This is a genomic window from Phaeobacter sp. G2 (assembly GCA_025163595.1).
Classification (GTDB): Bacteria; Pseudomonadota; Alphaproteobacteria; order Rhodobacterales; family Rhodobacteraceae; genus Pseudophaeobacter.
Map to the genome: position 1 here is coordinate 3,583,557 of CP104100.1, position 18,146 is coordinate 3,601,702.

An 18,146-nucleotide genomic window follows, 5' to 3' on the forward strand; every position below is an offset into this window, starting at 1 on the left:
CATGACCATCTCAAGCCAGGATAAACCCTGTATCATCTGCGTCGCCATCACCGGATCCGTGCCCCGCAAGGAGCACAACCCGGCGGTGCCCGTCACCATTGCCGAACAGGTTGAGAGCACCCAGGCCGCCTTTGAAGCTGGTGCCACAATTGCCCACTGCCATGTGCGTAATGACGATCAAACCCCCTCATCCGATCCAGAGAAGTTTGGCCGCCTGCTGGAAGGGCTGAACAAACATTGCCCCGGCATGATTGTGCAGCTCTCCACTGGTGGGCGGTCGGGCGCGGGCCAGGAACGCGGCGGCATGCTGTCACTGCGTCCCGACATGGCTTCGCTTTCGGTGGGGTCAAACAACTTCCCCACCCGCGTTTATGAGAACCCGCCGGATCTGGTTGACTGGCTGGCCAGTGAGATGCGCCAATATGAGGTCAAGCCCGAGATCGAGGCCTTTGATCTGTCGCATATCCATCAGGCCGTAAAGATGAACCAGGATGGGCGCATTGCAGGCAAGCTCTATGTGCAATTTGTCATGGGCGTAAAGAATGCCATGCCGGTGGATCGTGAAACTTTTGATTTTTACATCAAAACCGTAAAGCGCCTGGCACCAGAGGCAGAATGGTGCGGTGCCGGTATCGGCCCCGGTCAGATCCAGATCAATGAATGGGCAATTGCCGCAGGCGGCCACACCCGCACCGGCCTTGAGGACAATCTGCGCCTCACCCGTGAAACCCTGGCGCCCTCAAACGCCGCCCTGGTGCAGCGTGCGGTCGAGTTGTGCGATAAATACGAACGCCCCGTCGCCAGCTGGCAACAAGCCCGCGACATACTCGGCCTGCGCCCGGCCTAAAACGCCGGCCGCATTCGTTTAGACTGTCCGATAGAAAACAGGCAGCCAGGTCACCGGGCTGCCTGTTTTACATTCCATCAGCACGCTGACCACCAATACACAGGCTGGTTTGCTGGGGTTTGGTGTCGCCGCCTCATACTTTGCCGGACAGGTCTTTCAAGATCGGGCAGTCTGGTCGGTTGTCCCCGGCGCAGCAATGCACCAGCTCGGTCAGGGTGTCGCGCATCGCCTGCAGGTCTGCAATCTTGGTCTCGATCTTGCTCAGGTGTTCCAGCGCCAGCTGCTTGACATCGCCACTGGCGCGGCTCTCATCCTCATACAGCGCCATCAGCATCCGGCAGTCTTCGATGGTAAAGCCCAGCGCCCGTGCCCGCCCCAGAAAGGCCAGCTTGTGCAGATCCGCTTCGACAAAGCAGCGATAGCCATTGTCGCTGCGCTGCGGCTTGATCAGACCGATATCCTCATAGTAGCGAATGGTCTTGGCCGGTAGGCCCGAGCGGGTTGAAACATCACCGATATTCATGCGGACCTCATGCTGTGCCGTCAGGTGGCGGGGCGAAACGAAGCAGTGCCGGGGGCCGACACCTCTGGCTCTTCATCTAAGCAGGATTTCAGCCGATGCAAGCGTAGCGCGTTGCTCAGGACAAAGACACTGGACAGCGCCATAGCGCCAGCCGCCAGCACCGGCGACAGCAGCGGACCGCCAAAAGGATAAAGCGCCCCTGCCGCTACCGGCACCAAAAGCAGGTTGTAGCCAAAGGCCCAGCCAAGGTTTTGCCGGATATTGCGCATGGTGGCGCGGCTGATCATCAGCGCATCCTGCACCCCGCGCAAATCACCAGAAACCAGCACCACATCCGCCGCTTCAATCGCCACATCGGTGCCGGTGCCAATGGCGAGCCCCACATCCGCCGCCGCCAGCGCCGGGGCATCGTTAAGCCCATCGCCCACAAAGGCAAGCGTGCCATAGCTGTTTTGCAGGTCTTTCAGTGCCGCTACCTTATCCCCTGGCAGGCATTCTGCACGCAGCGCATCAATGCCCAGACGTGCCGCAATGGCCTGGGCTGTTGTCTCTGCGTCGCCAGTGATCATTGCCACTTTCAATCCCTGCGCCTGCAACGCCTTGATGGCTGCCGCTGTGCCCTGTTTGATGGGATCTGCCACCGCCAGCACCGCCGCGAGCCGGCCGTCAATGGCCACATAGAACGGCGTCTCCCCTGCGGCGCCCCAGTTCTGCGCCAGATCAGCCAGCGCACTGCAGTCAATCGTCTCGCGCTGCATCAGCCGCGCCGCCCCAATCAACACCTCTTGCCCCTCCACCTGGGCCCGCAGCCCAAACCCCGGCAGGGCCTCAACCTGTGCGGCCTTTGGCAGGTCGGTACCCGCCGCCGCAACCAGAGCCTTGGCGATGGGGTGTTCGGACTGGGCCTCTGCGGCGCCAACCAGCCGCAACACCGCGTCCCGGTCAAAGCCGTCAGCCACGTGCATATTGGTCAAGGCGGGATGGCCTTCGGTCAGGGTGCCGGTTTTATCCAAGGCCACCACCTGCACCGATTGCAGCTTTTGCAGGGCATCACCTTTGCGAAACAGCACCCCCAGTTGCGCCGCCCGGCCAATGCCAACCATGATCGAGGTCGGCGTCGCCAGCCCCATGGCGCAGGGACAGGCAATGATCAGCACGGACACACCGGCCACCAGGGCCAGCGGCAAGGCGGGCGCAGGTCCCAGCAGCAGCCAAGCCAGCACCGTCAAACCGGCCGTCAGCAAAACCGCTGGCACAAACCACAGGGTGATACGGTCGACCAGGCCCTGTACCGGCAGTTTTGCCCCCTGCGCCTGTTCAACCATCTGGATGATCTGCGCCAGCGCCGTATCCCGCCCCACATGGGTGGCGCGAAACTCCAGCACGCCAGATCCGTTCACGGTTCCGGCTGACAGGCGCGCGGCCTTGCCCTTTTCCACTGGGAGCGGCTCGCCGCTCAACATGCTTTCATCCACAAAGGAGGTGCCAGAGGTCACCTCTCCGTCCACCGCGACCCGCGCGCCGGGGCGCAGCCGGATCAGATCTCCGGGGGCGATCTCTTCCACCGGGGTTTCAACCACCGTATCGCCGCGCAGCAGGTCCGCTGTTTTGGGCTGCAAGGACACCAATTTGCGGATCGCAGCCCCGGTGCGCCCCTTGGCACGGGCCTCCAGCAGACGCCCTGTCAGAATCAGCACGACAATGACGCAGGCGGCCTCGAAATAGACATTGGCCGCGCCCGGAGGCAGCAGCTGTGGAAAAAAGGTCGAGACCACAGAAAACCCATAGGCCGCCGCTGTTCCCAGCGCCACCAATGCGTTCATATCCGGCGCACCGCGCAGCAGGGCGGGCACGCCTTTGCCATAGAACTGTCGCCCCGGCCCGATCAGCACCAGGGTGGTGAGAACAAACTGCAACATGTAGCTATTGCTATGGCCGATATTGGCCATCACCCAATGGTGCATCGCGGGCATCATATGGCTGCCCATCTCGATCACAAAAACCGGCAGGGTCAAGGCGGCAGCAAGGCTCAGCTGTCGCGCCAGTGCGCTGATCTCCTGGGCGCGGCGCTGTTGCGCCTGCTCCGCTGCATCCGCTTCATCGCCCCGCAGGGAGGCAGGATAGCCCGCATTTGTGCTGGCCGCACGCAGATCTGCCGCGCGGGTGGCCCCGGTCAGGTAACGGATATCCGCCCGCTCGGTGGCCAGGTTCACCTCTGCTGTGACCACACCAGGAACCGCACGCAAAGCCGCCTCTGCCCGCCCGACACAGGAGGCACAGCTCAACCCTTCGATATCCAGGCTCAACTGCGACACGGCAGCCGGATAGCCGGCCTGTTCCAGTGCCGAGACCAGCGCCGCGGGTTCAAGATCCTGTGCAGCCTGAACCTGCCCCTTGGCTGTGGCCAGATTAACCGAGGCCTCAGTTACCCCCGGTATTGCGGCCAGGGCTTTTTCGGCCCGACCAACACAGCCCGCACAATTAAGCCCCGTAATCTGCATCGAAATTTGGCGGTCTTGCATAGCGAAATCCAGTGGTTTTCCTCGTTCGGGACTTCATTTGGGGCCTCCAGTTAGGGGAAGGTCAAGCCCTACCCCGAAAAAATCACATTGAATGGTTCGATTACTTGCGACCTCCGCGCCGCCGCCAAAGCCAGCCTGTGCGTCACCCTTTGTTTGAGGTCTGAGATGAGCAAACATGGCGCCCGTTGAAGTGTTGCAGACAACCATGCCCCTCGCGCAGCACCATTGGTCGTTTTTGAGATCATCACCCGGCCGCGATGCGGGTTAAACCTCAGGTATCCCTTGCGAGAAGGCTTGGGCGGTTGTAACGCTGGGTGAGCCCAACTGAGGCGGACAGGACCGCCTGTTTATCACCGCCACGCCGAACATGGGAAAACTATTGATAGGTCGCTTGTTGGCCAGAACCAAACAGGCGACCGAAACAGGACGAAGGATCAGATTTATGATGCGCACACGTGCCGCTGTTGCAGTTGCTCCGGGCAAGCCGCTCGAAGTTATGGAAGTGAACCTGGAAGGGCCAAAGGCTGGTGAGGTTCTGGTGGAAATCAAGGCCACCGGCCTGTGCCACACGGATGAGTTCACCCGCTCTGGCGATGACCCCGAAGGCATCTTTCCTGCCATTCTGGGCCATGAAGGCGCCGGTGTGGTTATCGAAGTGGGTGAAGGCGTCACCAGCTTGGCAGTGGGCGACCACGTGATCCCGCTCTATACCCCTGAGTGCCGTGAGTGCGAATACTGCCTCAACCCCAAAACCAATCTCTGCCAGTCGATCCGATCGACCCAGGGTGCAGGGCTGCTGCCCGATGGCACCACCCGGTTTTCGATGCTGGATGGCACGCCCATTCATCACTACATGGGCTGTTCAACCTTCGCCAACCACACGGTTGTACCAGAAATCGCCTTGGCCAAGGTGCGCAAGGACGCGCCCTTTGACAAGATCTGCTATATCGGCTGTGGCGTCACCACCGGTATTGGCGCGGTGATCAACACCGCCAAGGTCGAAATCGGTTCTACCGCCATCGTCTTTGGTCTGGGCGGCATTGGCCTGAACGTGATCCAGGGGCTGAAACTGGCCGGCGCCGATCAGATTGTCGGCGTTGACCTCAACCCCGGCAAGATCGAGATGGCGACGCATTTTGGCATGACCCATTTTGTCAACCCAGCCGAGGTCGAGGGCGATCTGGTGGCGCATCTGGTAGAGCTGACCGGCGGCGGCGCGGATTACACCTTTGATGCCACCGGCAACGTCAACGTGATGCGCACCGCATTGGAGGCCGCGCACAAAGGCTGGGGCGAAAGCATCATCATTGGTGTCGCCCCTGCGGGTGCCGAGATCTCCACCCGTCCGTTCCAGCTGGTCACCGGCCGCAGCTGGCGCGGCACCGCCTTTGGCGGCGCATCCGGGCGCACCGATGTGCCCAAAATTGTCGATTGGTACATGGACGGCAAGATCGAAATCGACCCGATGATCACCCATAAGCTGACGCTTGATCAGATCAACGAAGGCTTTGATCTGATGCATGCGGGTAAATCCATCCGCGCGGTTGTTGAATTCTAAAACCGGAATGCCGCCTCTGAAATAGGGGCACCGATAATCTATCATGGCGCAACTCCTGATGGGGTTGCGCCTTTGTCTTTGGTCAGGATGTAGCCGCCCTCAGCGGGCCAAGTTGGTCAGCCCTCACGCCCCGACAATCGTCAACTCCTTTGGAAACTGCGTCAGAACCTGACAGCCCTCTTCGGTGATCAGCACGTCATCTTCGATCCGAACGCCAAACTTGCCCGACAGATACAGCCCCGGTTCATTGGTATAAACCGTGCCTGCAGGCAGCAGCTGGGGGTTGCCGCGCATGATGTAGGGGGCTTCGTGCACGTCCCGCCCCAGACCGTGACCGGTCTTGGTCTCGATATGCGCAGCAAAGGCAGAGGTCTCCAACACACCTGTCACCACATCATCAATCTGATGGGCGCTCACCCCGGCCCTGGTCGCCGCAAGCCCTGCCATATTGGCCGCCAGAACCGTTTCATAAACCGCGCGGCCTTCATCGCTCACCTCGCCGGCAAAAACCGTGCGGGTGATATCGGCGCAGAAGCCATCCTTGCGGGCGCCAAAATCAAACAGCAGCGCATCGCCCGACTGAATAAGGTAGTCTGCGCGGGCGTGGCCATGAACCCGGGCCGAATTATCGCCCGCCACCACAATTGGGCTAAAGGCGAGATCATCCGCGCCCTCAGCAAACAGCGCCTGAATGAGGCGGCTTTCGATCTCTTTCTCGCTTTGACCAATTTCAACCGTCGCCAAGACCCGATGCAGGGCGCGCTCTGACAGGGTGATTGCCTTTTGCATGGCTGCAATATCGGCCTCGCTCTTGATCATCCGCAACCCCGAGATCTGCTTTTCGGCGTCGATAATCTCCAGCTCCGGGCTGGCCTGTTTAAGCCCGTGATGCACAAAGACCCGCATCACCTGACCTTCCACCGCGAGGCGTGTCATTGGCATATGGCTGGCAAGCGCCGCAAAGGCGGCCTGATAGCCGTCCTGGTCGCGCCAATCAAAAACCGCGCCGTCAAAATCGACCAGCCCCCAGGATCCCAATTCAAGATTTGGCACAATCGCCGCCGGAGCCCCCTGCGCCGGGATCACCAGGACAAAGGGGCGTTCATGGCTCATAAACCCCTGCCCCAACGCCCGCGTGAAATTTGGCCCCGGCACCAGAGCCAAGGCATCAACGCCCAGGGATTTGGCCAATTCACGGTATTCGGCAAAAGAAGCGGTCATATTGAGGTCTCCCAAAAGGATCAGACAAGGGCGCATTGTTGACGCGCACTAATTTCAGAACAACAGAGAGATGCAGCAAGCCGATAAATGAACTGGCGCGCATCCTTATTTGGAATATTGTATCCAATTGAAACAGGGGCCTTGTCAATGCGAAGTCTTGTCAGGAAGCGCTGCCAGCCAAAAGCCGCCTTGCATTTACCGTCCGCTACGGGAGAATGAGGCCATGAGGGCCCCTGTGGTAAAACCCCCAATTGGGAGCGGAAATTGGATCATCTTGACCGCAGCCAGAGAATGGCACCGCAGGCAGTTCTGGTGAACATCGTTGCGACAGCTGCAAAGGTATCACGCGGCGCCCTGCCCAAATGCTAGCGGTTCTGAAAAATCGCAGCTTTCGCCATATGTTTGCGGCGCAGGTGATTGCCATCATCGGCACCGGTCTGGCCACCGTGGCGCTGGGGTTGATCGCCTATGATCTGGCTGGCGCCGATGCCTCCATCGTGCTGAGTATCGCTCTCACCATCAAGATGGTCAGCTATGTGACCCTTGCCCCAATAGCCGCTGCACTTGCCAGCCAGTTCCCCCGACGCAGCTGGTTGGTGACGCTCGATATCCTTCGCGCCCTGGTGGCGCTGGCGCTGCCCTTTGTCAGCGAAATCTGGCAGATCTATGTGCTGATCTTTGTCATGCAGGCCTCATCTGCCGGGTTCACCCCCGCCTTTCAGGCCACCATTCCTGATGTGCTGCCGGATGAAGACGATTACACCAATGCGCTGTCCCTGTCGCGCCTCGCCTATGACATCGAAAGCCTGTTGTCGCCTACGCTGGCCGCACTGCTGCTGACGCTGGTGACAGCCAATTCCCTGTTTTTTGGCACTGCCGCTGGGTTTATCGCCTCGGCGCTGCTGGTGGTCTCAACTGTCCTGCCCTCGCCCCAGCCCAGCGCCACCACCGGGCTGTATCAGCGCACGACGCTGGGGATCCGCATCTATCTGAAGACGCCGCGCCTGCGCGGGTTGCTGGGTTTGACAGCCGTTGCCGCCTCGGTCAGCGCCATGGTGATCATCAACACCGTGGTGATCATCCGGGCCGAGCTAGGCCTGTCCGAACATATGGTGGCTTTGGCCTTGGCCGCCTTTGGCGCCGGATCCATGCTGGCGGCCTTTACCCTGCCAAGACTGCTGGCCGGGCACCAGGATCGCAGCCTGATGATCGCAGGGGCGCTCATCGCGATCCTGGCCCAGACCGGGCTGGCGGCCTATGCGATCTTTGCCAATGCGGCCTTGCTGCCGGTGATGCTTTGCTGGTTCCTGTCCGGGTTTGGCTATTCGACCGTGCTCACCCCCTCGGGGCGGTTGTTGAAACGCTCAGCCCGGGCTGAGGATCGCCCCGCGGTCTTTGCCGCGCAGTTCACCCTGTCCCATGGTTGCTGGCTGATCACCTATCCCCTGGCCGGCTGGAGCATGAGCAGCTATGGCATGGGGATTTCGCTCTTGGTGCTGAATGCCCTGGCTATTCTGGGGCTGCTCTATGCGCGGCGCCAATGGCCTGCCGATGATCCAGAAAACCTGCCCCATACGCACCCTGAACTGGCCGCTGATCACCCACATCTGCAATCCACGGCAGACCAGGATAAAAGCACGTCACAGCGGCATTCACACCCCTATGTCATCGACGAGTTGCACAAAACATTCCCACCCCGCAACCAATAGGACTCTCATCAAAGCAGGCCCAAAGCGCGCCCGGTCTCCGTCCACTCAGGTCCAGAGCTCTGTCTCCATCGCGTTCAGACAGACATCATAGCCCCAGAGTGTGCCTAGGTGCTTGAGCACCTCGCGCTTGTTTTCCTCATCCAGGTGAACGCCATCGCGCACCGCATGCGTGAGGATCAAACGCCTGTCGCCGCTCAGATCAGCATCAGTGACCTGAATATCGGGTTCCAGATAGGCCAGATCATATTGCTGCGCCAAAGCACGGCGGATTTCTTTGTAGCCAGCCCGGTTGTGGATCTGGCTCACCACCAGGTCTTTCTGGTCTTCCTGATCGACCAGCGCAAAGAGTTTGAATTTGCGCATCAGGTGCGGCGACAGGAATTGCTGGATAAAGCTCTCGTCCCGGTAATTGGCCCAGGCATCGCGCAAGACTTCCCGCCACGCCTCATGGCCTGCGATATCAGGAAACCATTCGCGGTCTTCTTCGGTGGGGTCCTGGCAGATGCGTTTGATGTCCATCATCATGGCAAAGCCCAGCGCATAGGGGTTAAGTCCCGCATAGCGCGGGTCATTATAGTCGGGCTGCAACACCACATTGGTATGGCTGTGCATCATCTCCATATAGGCGCCCTCAGTGAGGCGCCCCTGCGAGAAGAGCTCGTTGATGATATAATAATGCACAAAGGTGGCGCAGCCTTCGTTCATCACCTTTGTCTGTTTTTGCGGATAAAAATACTGCGCCAGCATCCGCACAATGCGCAGCAGTTCCCGCTGCCAGGGCTGCAAAATCGGACTGTGCTTTTCCAAAAAGTAGAGAATATTCTCCTGCGGCAGGCTCAGGCTTTTGCGGCGTGCACTAAAGGGCGCCTCCCGCGCGTCCTCCTCCTTTTTGTGCCCCAAAGTGGCATCGGTCCAGATATCCAGCAGGCTGCGGCTGGCCTCATGGCCATCGCGCAGCCGCTGCATCGCTTGCAGCTCCTGCGCAGTGGGTTTTGGGGGGCGCCCATAGCGAAACACCCCCTGGGTTTGCAGCGCATGGGCCGCGTCCAGAACCTCTTCCACCGCGTCCAGCCCATAGCGTTCTTCACAGGCGGCGATGTAGTTCTTGGCAAAGGCAAGGTAGTCATGGATGCCATCGGCATCGGTCCACTGCAGGAACAGATAGTTGTTCTTGAAAAAGTGATTATGCCCAAAGGCGGCGTGGGCCATCACCAATGTCTGCATCGCCATGGTGTTTTCTTCCATGTTGTAGCTGATGCAGGGGTTGGAGTTGATCACGATCTCATAGGCCAGCCCTTGGCGTCCGGTGCGATACAGCGCCTCGTCGCGGGCAAAATGTTTGCCAAAGGACCAGTGCTGATACATCAGCGGCAAGCCGGTGCAGGAATAGGCATCCAGCATCTGCTCCGCCGAGATGATTTCGATCTGGTTCTGATAGACATTCAGCCCCAAATCATTCAGCGCGATCTCTTCAATCGCGTCGCGGGCCTGTTCCAGCAGTTCAAAACTCCACTCTGGTCCGTCAAACAGCAGGTTGGATCCCGGTTTTGCGTCAAGCATTTTGACCTCCCTTTATCCGGGGCAGAAAGAACTCCCTGAAGATCGGATAGATATGGGCTGCATGGGCCACGCGCTGCATTTCAAAATGCGGCGCCTGGGCTTTGACCGCGCGGTAGTTCTGCCACAGGTCATCCCCCGCCTCACTGTCATGCAGCAGCGCATCCGCGCTTTCTTCGACAATTTCCATATAGGCGTAGTATTGGCAGACCGGCAGCAGATCCTCGAGCAGCAGCTTTTTGCAGCGCGCCGAGTCATTGCCAAAGTTTTCGCCATCTGACACCTGCGCGCCGTAGATGTTCCACTCCTGCGGCGGGTAGCGGTCCGCTATCACCTCACGCATCTTGTCCAGCGCGGTAGAAACAATGGTGCCGCCGGTTTCGCGGGCATAGAAAAAGGTTTCCTCATCCACCTCCTCCGCCAGATGGGTATGGCGGATAAAGACCAGTTCCGTGTGTTCATAGCAGCGCGACAGGAACAGATGCAGCAGCAGGAAAAACCGCTTGCCCAAATCCTTTTCGCGCTCCTGCATTGAGCCGGAAACATCCATCAGACAGAACACCACCGCGCGAGATTTGCGGATCTTTTCTGGCACATGGGTGTCAAAGCGCAGATCTATCGGGTCGATATAACCTACAACCTTACGCTTGCGTTGCAACGCCTCCAGCCGGGATTGTAGCTCCTCCAGCAGCGCGACCTGCGCCTTTGAAAGAGTGGGCAGGCCCGCCAGCATTTCAATCTCAGCTTCCAGATCCGCCTGCGCCTGAGCAGAAGGGCGTCGCAAAGCAATCCGCCGCCCCAGGGAATTGCGCATGGTGCGCACCAGGTTGAGGTTATTGGGCGTGCCAGCCGTGGTCAGCCCGGCGCGGCGGCTGCCGATGGTTTCTGTCTCAACTGTGGATTTTTCTACCAGGTCCGGCAGCTCCAGCCCGTCAAACAGGATCTCCAGGTATTCGTCACGGGTCAGGGTAAAGGAAAACGCATCATCACCTTCGCCCTCTTCCGAGGCCTTGCGCCCGCCCTGGCCTGAACCGCCATCTGGTTTCGGGATGGTGTCGCCAACCACAAACTCCTTGTTGCCCGGCAATACATATCTGCGGTTGCCACCCTGGCCACTGTGAAAGAACCGAGGCTCCTGCAATCCCTTTGCCGGGATTGTCACCTTTTCCCCCTCGGGCGAGACACCATCCCCGTCCTGGATGGATTTTTCCCGCACCGAGCGGTCAACACGCTCTTTTATGTTTTCCCTGGCACGGCGCAGGAACCGTTGCCGGTTGCCGTGGCTTTTGCCTTTGGGGTTGGCGCGTCTGTCGATGAATTGATGCATCTTGCAGCGCCCCCATTACCCGGCCTTGTTGACCCGCATATACCATTCAACCAGGCGCCGGACCTGACGATCGGTGTAGCCATGGCTGCGCATGCGTTCGACAAACTCCTGGTGCTTGCTCTCGGTCTTACTGTCTTTCTTGCTGCCAAAACTGATCACCGGCAGCAGCTCTTCGACCTGGCTGAACATGTGCTTTTCAATCACGTCCCGCAGTTTCTCATACGAATTCCACGCCGGGTTTGCGCCGGTATTGGCGCGATGACGTAGAGCGAACTTGACCACCTCGTTGCGGAAATCCTTGGGGTTGGCGATCCCCACCGGCTTTTCGATCTTGCTCAGCTCACTGTCGAGAATGTCACGGTCATACAGCTGCCCCGTGTCGGGATCCTTGTAGTCCTGCTCTTCGATCCAGGCATCCGCATAGGAGATGTAGCGATCAAAGACATTCTGGCCGTATTCAGTATAGCTCTCCAGATAGGCCTTCTGGATCTCATTGCCGATGAATTCCTCATAGCGTTGGGCCAGATCCGTTTTGATAAAGTCGAGATACTTGGCCTCAGTCTCAGCTGGGAATTGTTCCCGTTTGATCATCTGTTCCAAGACATACATCAGGTGCACCGGATCCGCTGCGATCTCATCGGTGTCAAAGTTGAATGTCGACGACAGCACCTTAAAGGCAAAACGGGTGGAGATGCCGCTCATGCCCTCATCAACGCCGGCCCGGTCCTGATATTCCTGAACCGTCTTGGCCTTTGGGTCGGTGTCTTTCAGGCTTTCGCCATCATAGACCCGCATCTTGGAATAAAGGTTGGAGTTTTCATGCGGCTTTAGCCGGGTGAGGACCGAAAAGCGACTGAGGATCTTGAGCGTTTCCGGCGCGCAGGGCGCCTCTGCCAGCTCACTGTGCTGGATCAGCTTGCCATAGATCTGCGCCTCATCGCTGACCCGCAGACAATAGGGCACTTTCACAATTGACACCCGGTCAATAAAGGCCTCGTTGTTCTTGTTGTTCTTAAAGGCCTGCCACTCGCTCTCGTTGGAGTGGGCCAGCACCAGCCCGGTAAAGGGTATGGCGCCAAAGCTTTCAGTGCCCATGTAGTTGCCCTCCTGGGTCGCGGTCAGCAAGGGGTGCAACATCTTGATGGGGGCCTTGAACATTTCGACAAATTCCAGCACGCCCTGATTGGCGCGGTTCAGACCGCCCGAAAAACTATAGGCATCTGGATTGTCCTGGCTGAAATGTTCCAGTTGGCGAATGTCCACCTTGCCCACCAGGGTCGAGATATCCTGATTGTTCTCATCACCGGGTTCGACCTTGGCCACCGCCATGCGCCGCAACCCCGACGGATAGATCCGCGCCACGGTGAATTTGGAGATGTCCCCGCCGAACTCATCCAACCGCTGCACCGCCCAGGGCGACATCAGCCCCGGCAGGCGATGGCGGGCAATGCCGTATTCTTCTTCCAGCAGCTTGCCCATGCGCACGGGATCAAACAGCCCCAACGGGCTTTCAAAAATTGGCGACAACTGGTCACCGGCTTTCAGCACATAGATGGGCTGATCTTCGACCAGACGTTTCAGCTGTTCCGCCAGCGAGGATTTACCACCCCCCACCGGCCCCAGCAGATAAAGGATCTGCTTGCGCTCTTCTAACCCCTGGGCAGCGTGACGGAAGTAGCCGACGATGCGCTCGATGGTGTCTTCCATCCCATAAAAATCTTTGAAGGCGCTATACTGCTTGATCGTTCGGTTCTGAAAGATCGGCCCAAGCCGCGCGTCCTTGGACGTGTCCACCAGCTCCTCTTCGCCGATGGCTTTGAGCATCCGCTCCGCCACATTGGCATAAAGGCTCGGATCGGTGCGACAGGCATCGAGATAGTCATAGAGCGACATCTCCTGTTCACGCGTCTGGCCATATTGCTCAACAAATATCTCGGCAATGTCTTTCATCGGATCTAGCCTCCTGGGTTACGCTTCGCCCTTCCTCCTGGCGGTAGTGAAAACGCGCAGACATAGAGAGCCCAGTACCTGGGCCACGGAGGTCCGCGGTCGTTTTTGCTTTTGATTTCTGCTCTTGTTCAACGGCGTCTTAAGCACCGGATGCCCGCTCTGATCAGGGGGCTTGGTCCGGCTAATCGAGAGTCTCGGGCGCCGTTCAGTCTTCCGCAAGGGTACACTATTTGCGAGTTTCATACTAATAGGAACTGGTGTATTTTTAATTAATTGCCAGAAGTTTTTTTGTAAAAAATCCTTCACAAACTCTCCAGATTTTCTGAGCTCACCCCCAGCGCGCTCCCGCCGACAGCCTGGGTCGCCCCTCCCTCTCACAGGGTTTCGCCGGGCTTTCGGGCGCTGTTTTGGTTGGGACAGGATAACGGGGCACTGAACCCCGGGTGCTGGCTTTCGCCTTGATTTCGTCCAAATCGTGCCCTGAGCCACTGCTCCGTCCGACCAGCCGACTGCCGTCAATTTCATTAACCCTTTGTTAACAAGACGCCCAGAAAAGGCGAAAACGCCCTGTCACGGCAGAAAACCTGCGGCAAACAAGACACTATAGAGCGCAATTCATCCACAGTTCCTGCCAGCACCGGCTAGACATTTGATTTAAATTCGACGCAATATACTCACAATATGGCCGCATAGAACGGTCTTCGGCAGAAACATACAGGCACCGGACACTTCGCACCCCATGATTTCGGGCGCTGCGTGGTCTAGAAGCGAGCGGAAAAAAATGAGTACTGTTGGATTTATCACCCGTGATCTTTCGGGGACCACCCGTCAAAGCACTTTTTCAGAGGGTTCCCCCTCACTTCTCAATGTCACGCACTCCAAGGACATTTCGCTGAACCTCAGCGCCTCGGACATCGACAGCTATGTACGGCGGGGATCCGATCTCCACCTCGTGCTGGCCGATGGCCAAATCCTGGTGCTGCAAAACTACTACAGCAATGGCACAGCCGGAGGCAAAAACCTGTTCCTCAGCGAGGACGGGAATTTTGTCGAAGTTGTCCTGGAAGACAAAGCCGAGGGCGCGCTGTTTGCCAGCTACGAGCCATTGGATCTTACCGGCAAGTGGTCCGCCTATGACGACATGGTCTTTTTGGATGTTGACCGCATCGAGCCGGTTATTGCTCCCTTGGCAGCCCCACTCTTTGGCGGTCTCGGCGCAGCTGGCGCAGCAGCCGGTGTCGCCGGTGCCGCAGTCATCGCTGGCGGTGGCGGAGGTGGCGGCGGAGGCGGCAATCTCATCATTCCTACAGTAGATGACCCCGATGCGACCTACCCTGTTGCGGGCTCAACCACGGATCCGGTTGTCATCACCGGCACCGGTACGCCCGGAGCTGAAGTCGAAGTCAACGTTGGCGGCGAGACACAGACAGGCACCGTCAACGAGGATGGCATCTGGGAAGTAACCTTCCCGGTCGTAGACCTGCCGATAGATGGCAACTATGACACCACCGTCCAGGTCGTCGATCCCGATGGAACAACCCATGATCTGGATGGCCCTACAGTCATCATCGATACCACGCCCCCAGAATTGGACGTCACCAGCGGCACGCAGTCCACTGGCGATCTTGTCAATGGCAGCGAACATTCCACAGGTACCGTCATCACCGGCACAGGTGAAGCGGGCGCCAGCGTCAGTGTTGTCATCAACGGTCACACCCAGACGACAACTGTTGCTGCAGATGGCAGCTGGTCGGTTACCTTTGACTCGACCCAGATCAACACTGGCGAGTACACGACAGATGTGGCCATCACCACAACAGATGATTTTGGCAATAGCGCCACCTTTAGCGAGACACTGGAGGTCGACACCATTGCGCCTCCCGTCGGCATCAACACCGTCGCAGGCGACGACATTATCAGCTTCTCCGAAGCCTCATCCGGTGTCACCCTGTCGGGAACCGGTGAAGCCGGTGCCTCAATCTCGGTTCTGTTTCAGGGCGTTACCCAGACAACAACCGTGGCCAGCGATGGAACTTGGTCTGTTGGCTACAGCAGCGCACAGATCACTGGCGGCAACAATTATGCCAGCACTGTTGAAGTCACTTCCAGCGATGCCGCCGGAAACAGCACGACCAGCAGCCACACGGTCCATATTGATACCGAAACCAGCGCCACACTAAACGGCGGCTTTGCCGGTGCGGACGATATTCTGTCCGGCCCCGAAGCCCAGGGCGGTGTCCAGCTGACCGGCACTGCCGAGCCAGGCTCCACTGTTCAGGTGTTCTTTGGCGCCGCTGGCGCCCAAAACGCCACGGTAGATGCTGCGGGCAACTGGACGGTCCTTATTCCGCAAAGCTCTATTCCGACCGGCACAACCGATGTCGACATCGAAGTGCATGCCACCGATGCTGTGGGCAACACGGACGTTGTCACCCGCACCCTTGCGATCGACACCGAGGTGGATCCCTTCAGCGTCGAGGCCAATCAAACCGCCAATGACGTGGTCAATCAGGATGAGCTGAATGCCGGCTTTGCCCTGCAGGGCACCGTCGAGCCCGGCTCTGAGGTTGTCGTGACGATCCGGGGTGTGGCCAAAACCGCCACCGTCGATGCTGCGGGCAACTGGAGTGCTGAATTCTCGGGCAGTGATCTGCCGGCTGGGGAGTATTCTGCAACGGCTACGATTGTTGCAACAGATCCAGCAGGAAACACCAGTTCCCTGACCGAAAGCTTCGAAGTCGATACCGTCTTTGAAGCCCCTCTTCTGGACTCTGTCACCTATGAGATTGGCAGCCAAGACGTCAGCGAAATCAGCGTCGAAGGCATCGCCGGAACGGGTGAATCCATTACCGTTAAGGCACTCGAAGGCGATGGGTCTGTTTCCAACCCCGGCGTGACTGTCTCTGAAGGGGGCGGCATTACGGAGTTTGATTTCTCCACTGCCATCCCTGACGGTACCGACCTGGTGGTGACCAATGTTGACTCGCTGGGCAACGGCTCCAGCACCCTGCTTGTTCTCGAAGACAACGCCACCACCGCCAGCACATTGGATCACGCCTCTCTGGGTCAGTTCAACATTGATGAGTTGGATCTTGGCGCGGCCAGCAATGTCTCGCTGGTTCTGACCGAAGCGGATATCAAGGCGCTGTCTGAAAACTCGGACACCCTGACCATCCACAGTGGGTCAACCCCGGGCGACGACAGTGTGACCGTGACAGGGGCGACCCTGGAAGGCACCCGCAATGTCGGTGGCGAGAACTACAATGTCTACACAGTCGGCACCGACGGCGCGACCCTGGTCATTGATCAAGACGTCACCGTCATCATCTGATCAATTGGACCGGCACCGTTCCTGACTGCTGCCGGTCCCAACCAAAACCCTACAAAAGGGCGAGGGGCAGTATGCAACTGGCACGACCCATTGGCGCATTGGCACTTATGTGCAGTCTTTCCGGCTGCGCCGATGGCATGCCCATCTTTGCGGGCAAAACCAGTGACGAAACCGAGGTCTCTCGGCGCGGCGGCAATTTTGTGCAGCCCGAAGGTGAGTCCACGTCACAAGTTATCTCGACCCTGCTTGAGCGCCGCTCGCTGCTGGCCGAAGATACTGTATATAACGCCGTCGCCGAAGCCGCCGTGGCGGCCTCTGCCCGCGCGTCCGAGGCAGAGCTGATCAGCGCCAAACTGCGCGCCGAGGCAGAATCGAAAAACTGGCTGCCCTCAATCGGCCCTTCGGTCAGCCTAACCGACCTGGGCGATCTTGTGGCTGGCATGCTTATTCAACAGGTTCTTTTTGACAATGGGCGCCGCAAAGCCGAACGCGCCTTTGCAGCCGCCGATGTTGAAGTCGCTGCGGTCAATCTTTCGGTTGATATGAACGAGCGGGTCGAAGATGCCGTGGGGCTCTATCTGGCCGGGCTGCGCGGTGATGAGAAAGCCGCCTACAACAGCCGTGCCCTGACCCAGATGCAGGAATTCCGCCGCATCGTCGCGGGTCGGGTTGATGGCGGGTTGTCCGACCGCTCTGATTTGAATGTGGTCGACAGCAAGATCAACGGCATGCGCAATGCCCGCACCACCGCGCAGGATGCGGCCACCACCGCCCGCGCCGAGCTCACGGCGATGACCGGGGAAAGCTTTTCGGAAAAACCCGGCAAGCTCGACCTGGGCACCCCCCCGGACACAACGCAGTATCTTTCAGTGCTGAAATCCCAGGCCGTCGCCAATCGCGGCGTGGCGGAAGCGGTTATTGGCCGCGCCGGGCTCTTGCCGCAGATTGCTGCGGCCGGCAATGTCACCTCTGATGGCTCCGGCGCGGGGCTGACCCTGGATTTGGCCGAACCCCTGGGGCTTGGCACTGGCGCGGCTCTGAAAGCCATCGAGGTCTCCAAAGAAGCCGCCCGTCGTCAGATTGGCGAATCTGAAGAAGACGCGCGGCGCAGCTATTCCCGTCAGGTGCAGCGGCTGGCCTCCTACCGGCGTCAGACCGCCGAGACCGCCTCTTTGGCGCGGGCCAGCCGCGAAACATACAGGCTTTTCAAAGCACAGTTCGAAGCAGGCCAGCGGCCTGTGATGGATGTGGTCTCAATCTACGAAGAGCTGGTTCAGCGCGAGCAGGACCATATCGAAGCAAAATACGAAGTTGTGTTGATCCAGCTGATGCTGGCAAGTGACATGGGCCTACTGGCGGATGGGGATAAGATTTGACCGATACAACCTTTCCACCCCGGCCCGGATCGACCCCGAAAGCCAACTCCCCGTCGCGCAAACCAGGCAGCCCCCGGCTGCGGGCTGTCCCCCCCAGCCCGGCGCCGTCCTCGGCTGCGGCTCCTGTTGCGGGTCAGATTATTGACGCCCCCGGCGCTGCGACCGCAGAACACCGGCACGCCCCGGCAAACCAGCCTGCAACAGGGTTGGCCCATCAGCCCCCCA

At 59.0% G+C, this 18,146-nt stretch carries 11 protein-coding genes; 5 read left to right on the top strand and 6 right to left on the bottom strand.

All coding sequences use genetic code 11. The features are described from left to right. The first annotated feature begins 1 nt into the window (after position 1). On the top strand, positions 2–847 hold the full coding sequence (locus N1037_17035; GenBank protein UWS78947.1) for a 3-keto-5-aminohexanoate cleavage protein: 846 nt from the start codon (positions 2–4) through the stop codon (positions 845–847). Positions 848–980: 133 nt separating this feature from the next. On the opposite strand, the gene cueR is transcribed toward N1037_17035, so the two are convergent. After that, positions 981–1,370, bottom strand: a complete 390-nt coding sequence (cueR, locus tag N1037_17040) for a Cu(I)-responsive transcriptional regulator (protein UWS78948.1) — start codon at positions 1,368–1,370, stop codon at positions 981–983. Positions 1,371–1,390: 20 nt separating this feature from the next. Beyond that, the gene (locus N1037_17045) at positions 1,391–3,892 is read right to left on the bottom strand and encodes a heavy metal translocating P-type ATPase (GenBank protein UWS78949.1); all 2,502 of its coding nucleotides are present in this window, start codon (positions 3,890–3,892) and stop codon (positions 1,391–1,393) included. A 445-nt stretch (positions 3,893–4,337) separates the two neighbouring features. Between N1037_17045 and N1037_17050 the strand changes: the two genes are divergently transcribed. Then, positions 4,338–5,450: an S-(hydroxymethyl)glutathione dehydrogenase/class III alcohol dehydrogenase gene (locus N1037_17050; protein ID UWS81389.1), complete on the top strand. Its 1,113-nt coding sequence runs from the start codon at positions 4,338–4,340 to the stop codon at positions 5,448–5,450. 123 nt (positions 5,451–5,573) lie between these two features. Here N1037_17050 and N1037_17055 read toward each other — a convergent pair whose 3' ends face one another. Beyond that, positions 5,574–6,671, bottom strand: coding sequence for a Xaa-Pro peptidase family protein (locus tag N1037_17055; protein ID UWS78950.1), 1,098 nt, complete (start codon positions 6,669–6,671; stop codon positions 5,574–5,576). Between the two features lie 362 nt (positions 6,672–7,033). Between N1037_17055 and N1037_17060 the strand changes: the two genes are divergently transcribed. After that, a complete protein-coding gene (locus N1037_17060; protein ID UWS78951.1) occupies positions 7,034–8,380 on the top strand; it encodes an MFS transporter in 1,347 nt (448 codons plus the stop codon). Positions 8,381–8,425: 45 nt separating this feature from the next. Here the strand turns inward: N1037_17060 and N1037_17065 are convergent, their stop codons facing one another. The 3 genes from N1037_17065 to N1037_17075 are packed head-to-tail and all read right to left on the bottom strand — an operon-like array spanning position 8,426 to position 13,214. Beyond that, complete coding sequence (locus N1037_17065) at positions 8,426–9,940, bottom strand: SpoVR family protein (GenBank protein UWS78952.1); 1,515 nt, start codon at positions 9,938–9,940, stop codon at positions 8,426–8,428. After that, entirely contained in the window at positions 9,933–11,264 is a 1,332-nt protein-coding gene (locus tag N1037_17070; GenBank protein ID UWS78953.1) for a YeaH/YhbH family protein, read from the bottom strand. Before N1037_17070 ends, N1037_17065 begins: the two co-directional genes overlap by 8 nt. A gap of 15 nt (positions 11,265–11,279) precedes the next feature. Then, positions 11,280–13,214, bottom strand: coding sequence for a PrkA family serine protein kinase (locus N1037_17075; protein ID UWS78954.1), 1,935 nt, complete (start codon positions 13,212–13,214; stop codon positions 11,280–11,282). A gap of 781 nt (positions 13,215–13,995) precedes the next feature. Between N1037_17075 and N1037_17080 the strand changes: the two genes are divergently transcribed. Both N1037_17080 and N1037_17085 read left to right on the top strand, forming a co-directional pair. Beyond that, positions 13,996–16,545, top strand: coding sequence for an Ig-like domain-containing protein (locus N1037_17080; GenBank protein UWS78955.1), 2,550 nt, complete (start codon positions 13,996–13,998; stop codon positions 16,543–16,545). 71 nt (positions 16,546–16,616) lie between these two features. Then, entirely contained in the window at positions 16,617–17,921 is a 1,305-nt protein-coding gene (locus tag N1037_17085) for a TolC family protein (GenBank protein UWS78956.1), read from the top strand. Positions 17,922–18,146 lie beyond the last annotated feature (225 nt).

Coding starts and splice junctions, on each gene's coding strand:
- N1037_17060 (UWS78951.1), top strand. CDS start 7,034: ATGCTAGCGGTTCTGAAAAATCGCAGCTTTCGCCATATGTTTGCGGCG.
- N1037_17050 (UWS81389.1), top strand. CDS start 4,338: ATGCGCACACGTGCCGCTGTTGCAGTTGCTCCGGGCAAGCCGCTCGAA.
- N1037_17035 (UWS78947.1), top strand. CDS start 2: ATGACCATCTCAAGCCAGGATAAACCCTGTATCATCTGCGTCGCCATC.
- N1037_17080 (UWS78955.1), top strand. CDS start 13,996: ATGAGTACTGTTGGATTTATCACCCGTGATCTTTCGGGGACCACCCGT.
- N1037_17085 (UWS78956.1), top strand. CDS start 16,617: ATGCAACTGGCACGACCCATTGGCGCATTGGCACTTATGTGCAGTCTT.
- N1037_17045 (UWS78949.1), bottom strand. CDS start 3,892: ATGCAAGACCGCCAAATTTCGATGCAGATTACGGGGCTTAATTGTGCG.
- N1037_17055 (UWS78950.1), bottom strand. CDS start 6,671: ATGACCGCTTCTTTTGCCGAATACCGTGAATTGGCCAAATCCCTGGGC.
- N1037_17075 (UWS78954.1), bottom strand. CDS start 13,214: ATGAAAGACATTGCCGAGATATTTGTTGAGCAATATGGCCAGACGCGT.
- N1037_17065 (UWS78952.1), bottom strand. CDS start 9,940: ATGCTTGACGCAAAACCGGGATCCAACCTGCTGTTTGACGGACCAGAG.
- N1037_17070 (UWS78953.1), bottom strand. CDS start 11,264: ATGCATCAATTCATCGACAGACGCGCCAACCCCAAAGGCAAAAGCCAC.
- cueR (UWS78948.1), bottom strand. CDS start 1,370: ATGAATATCGGTGATGTTTCAACCCGCTCGGGCCTACCGGCCAAGACC.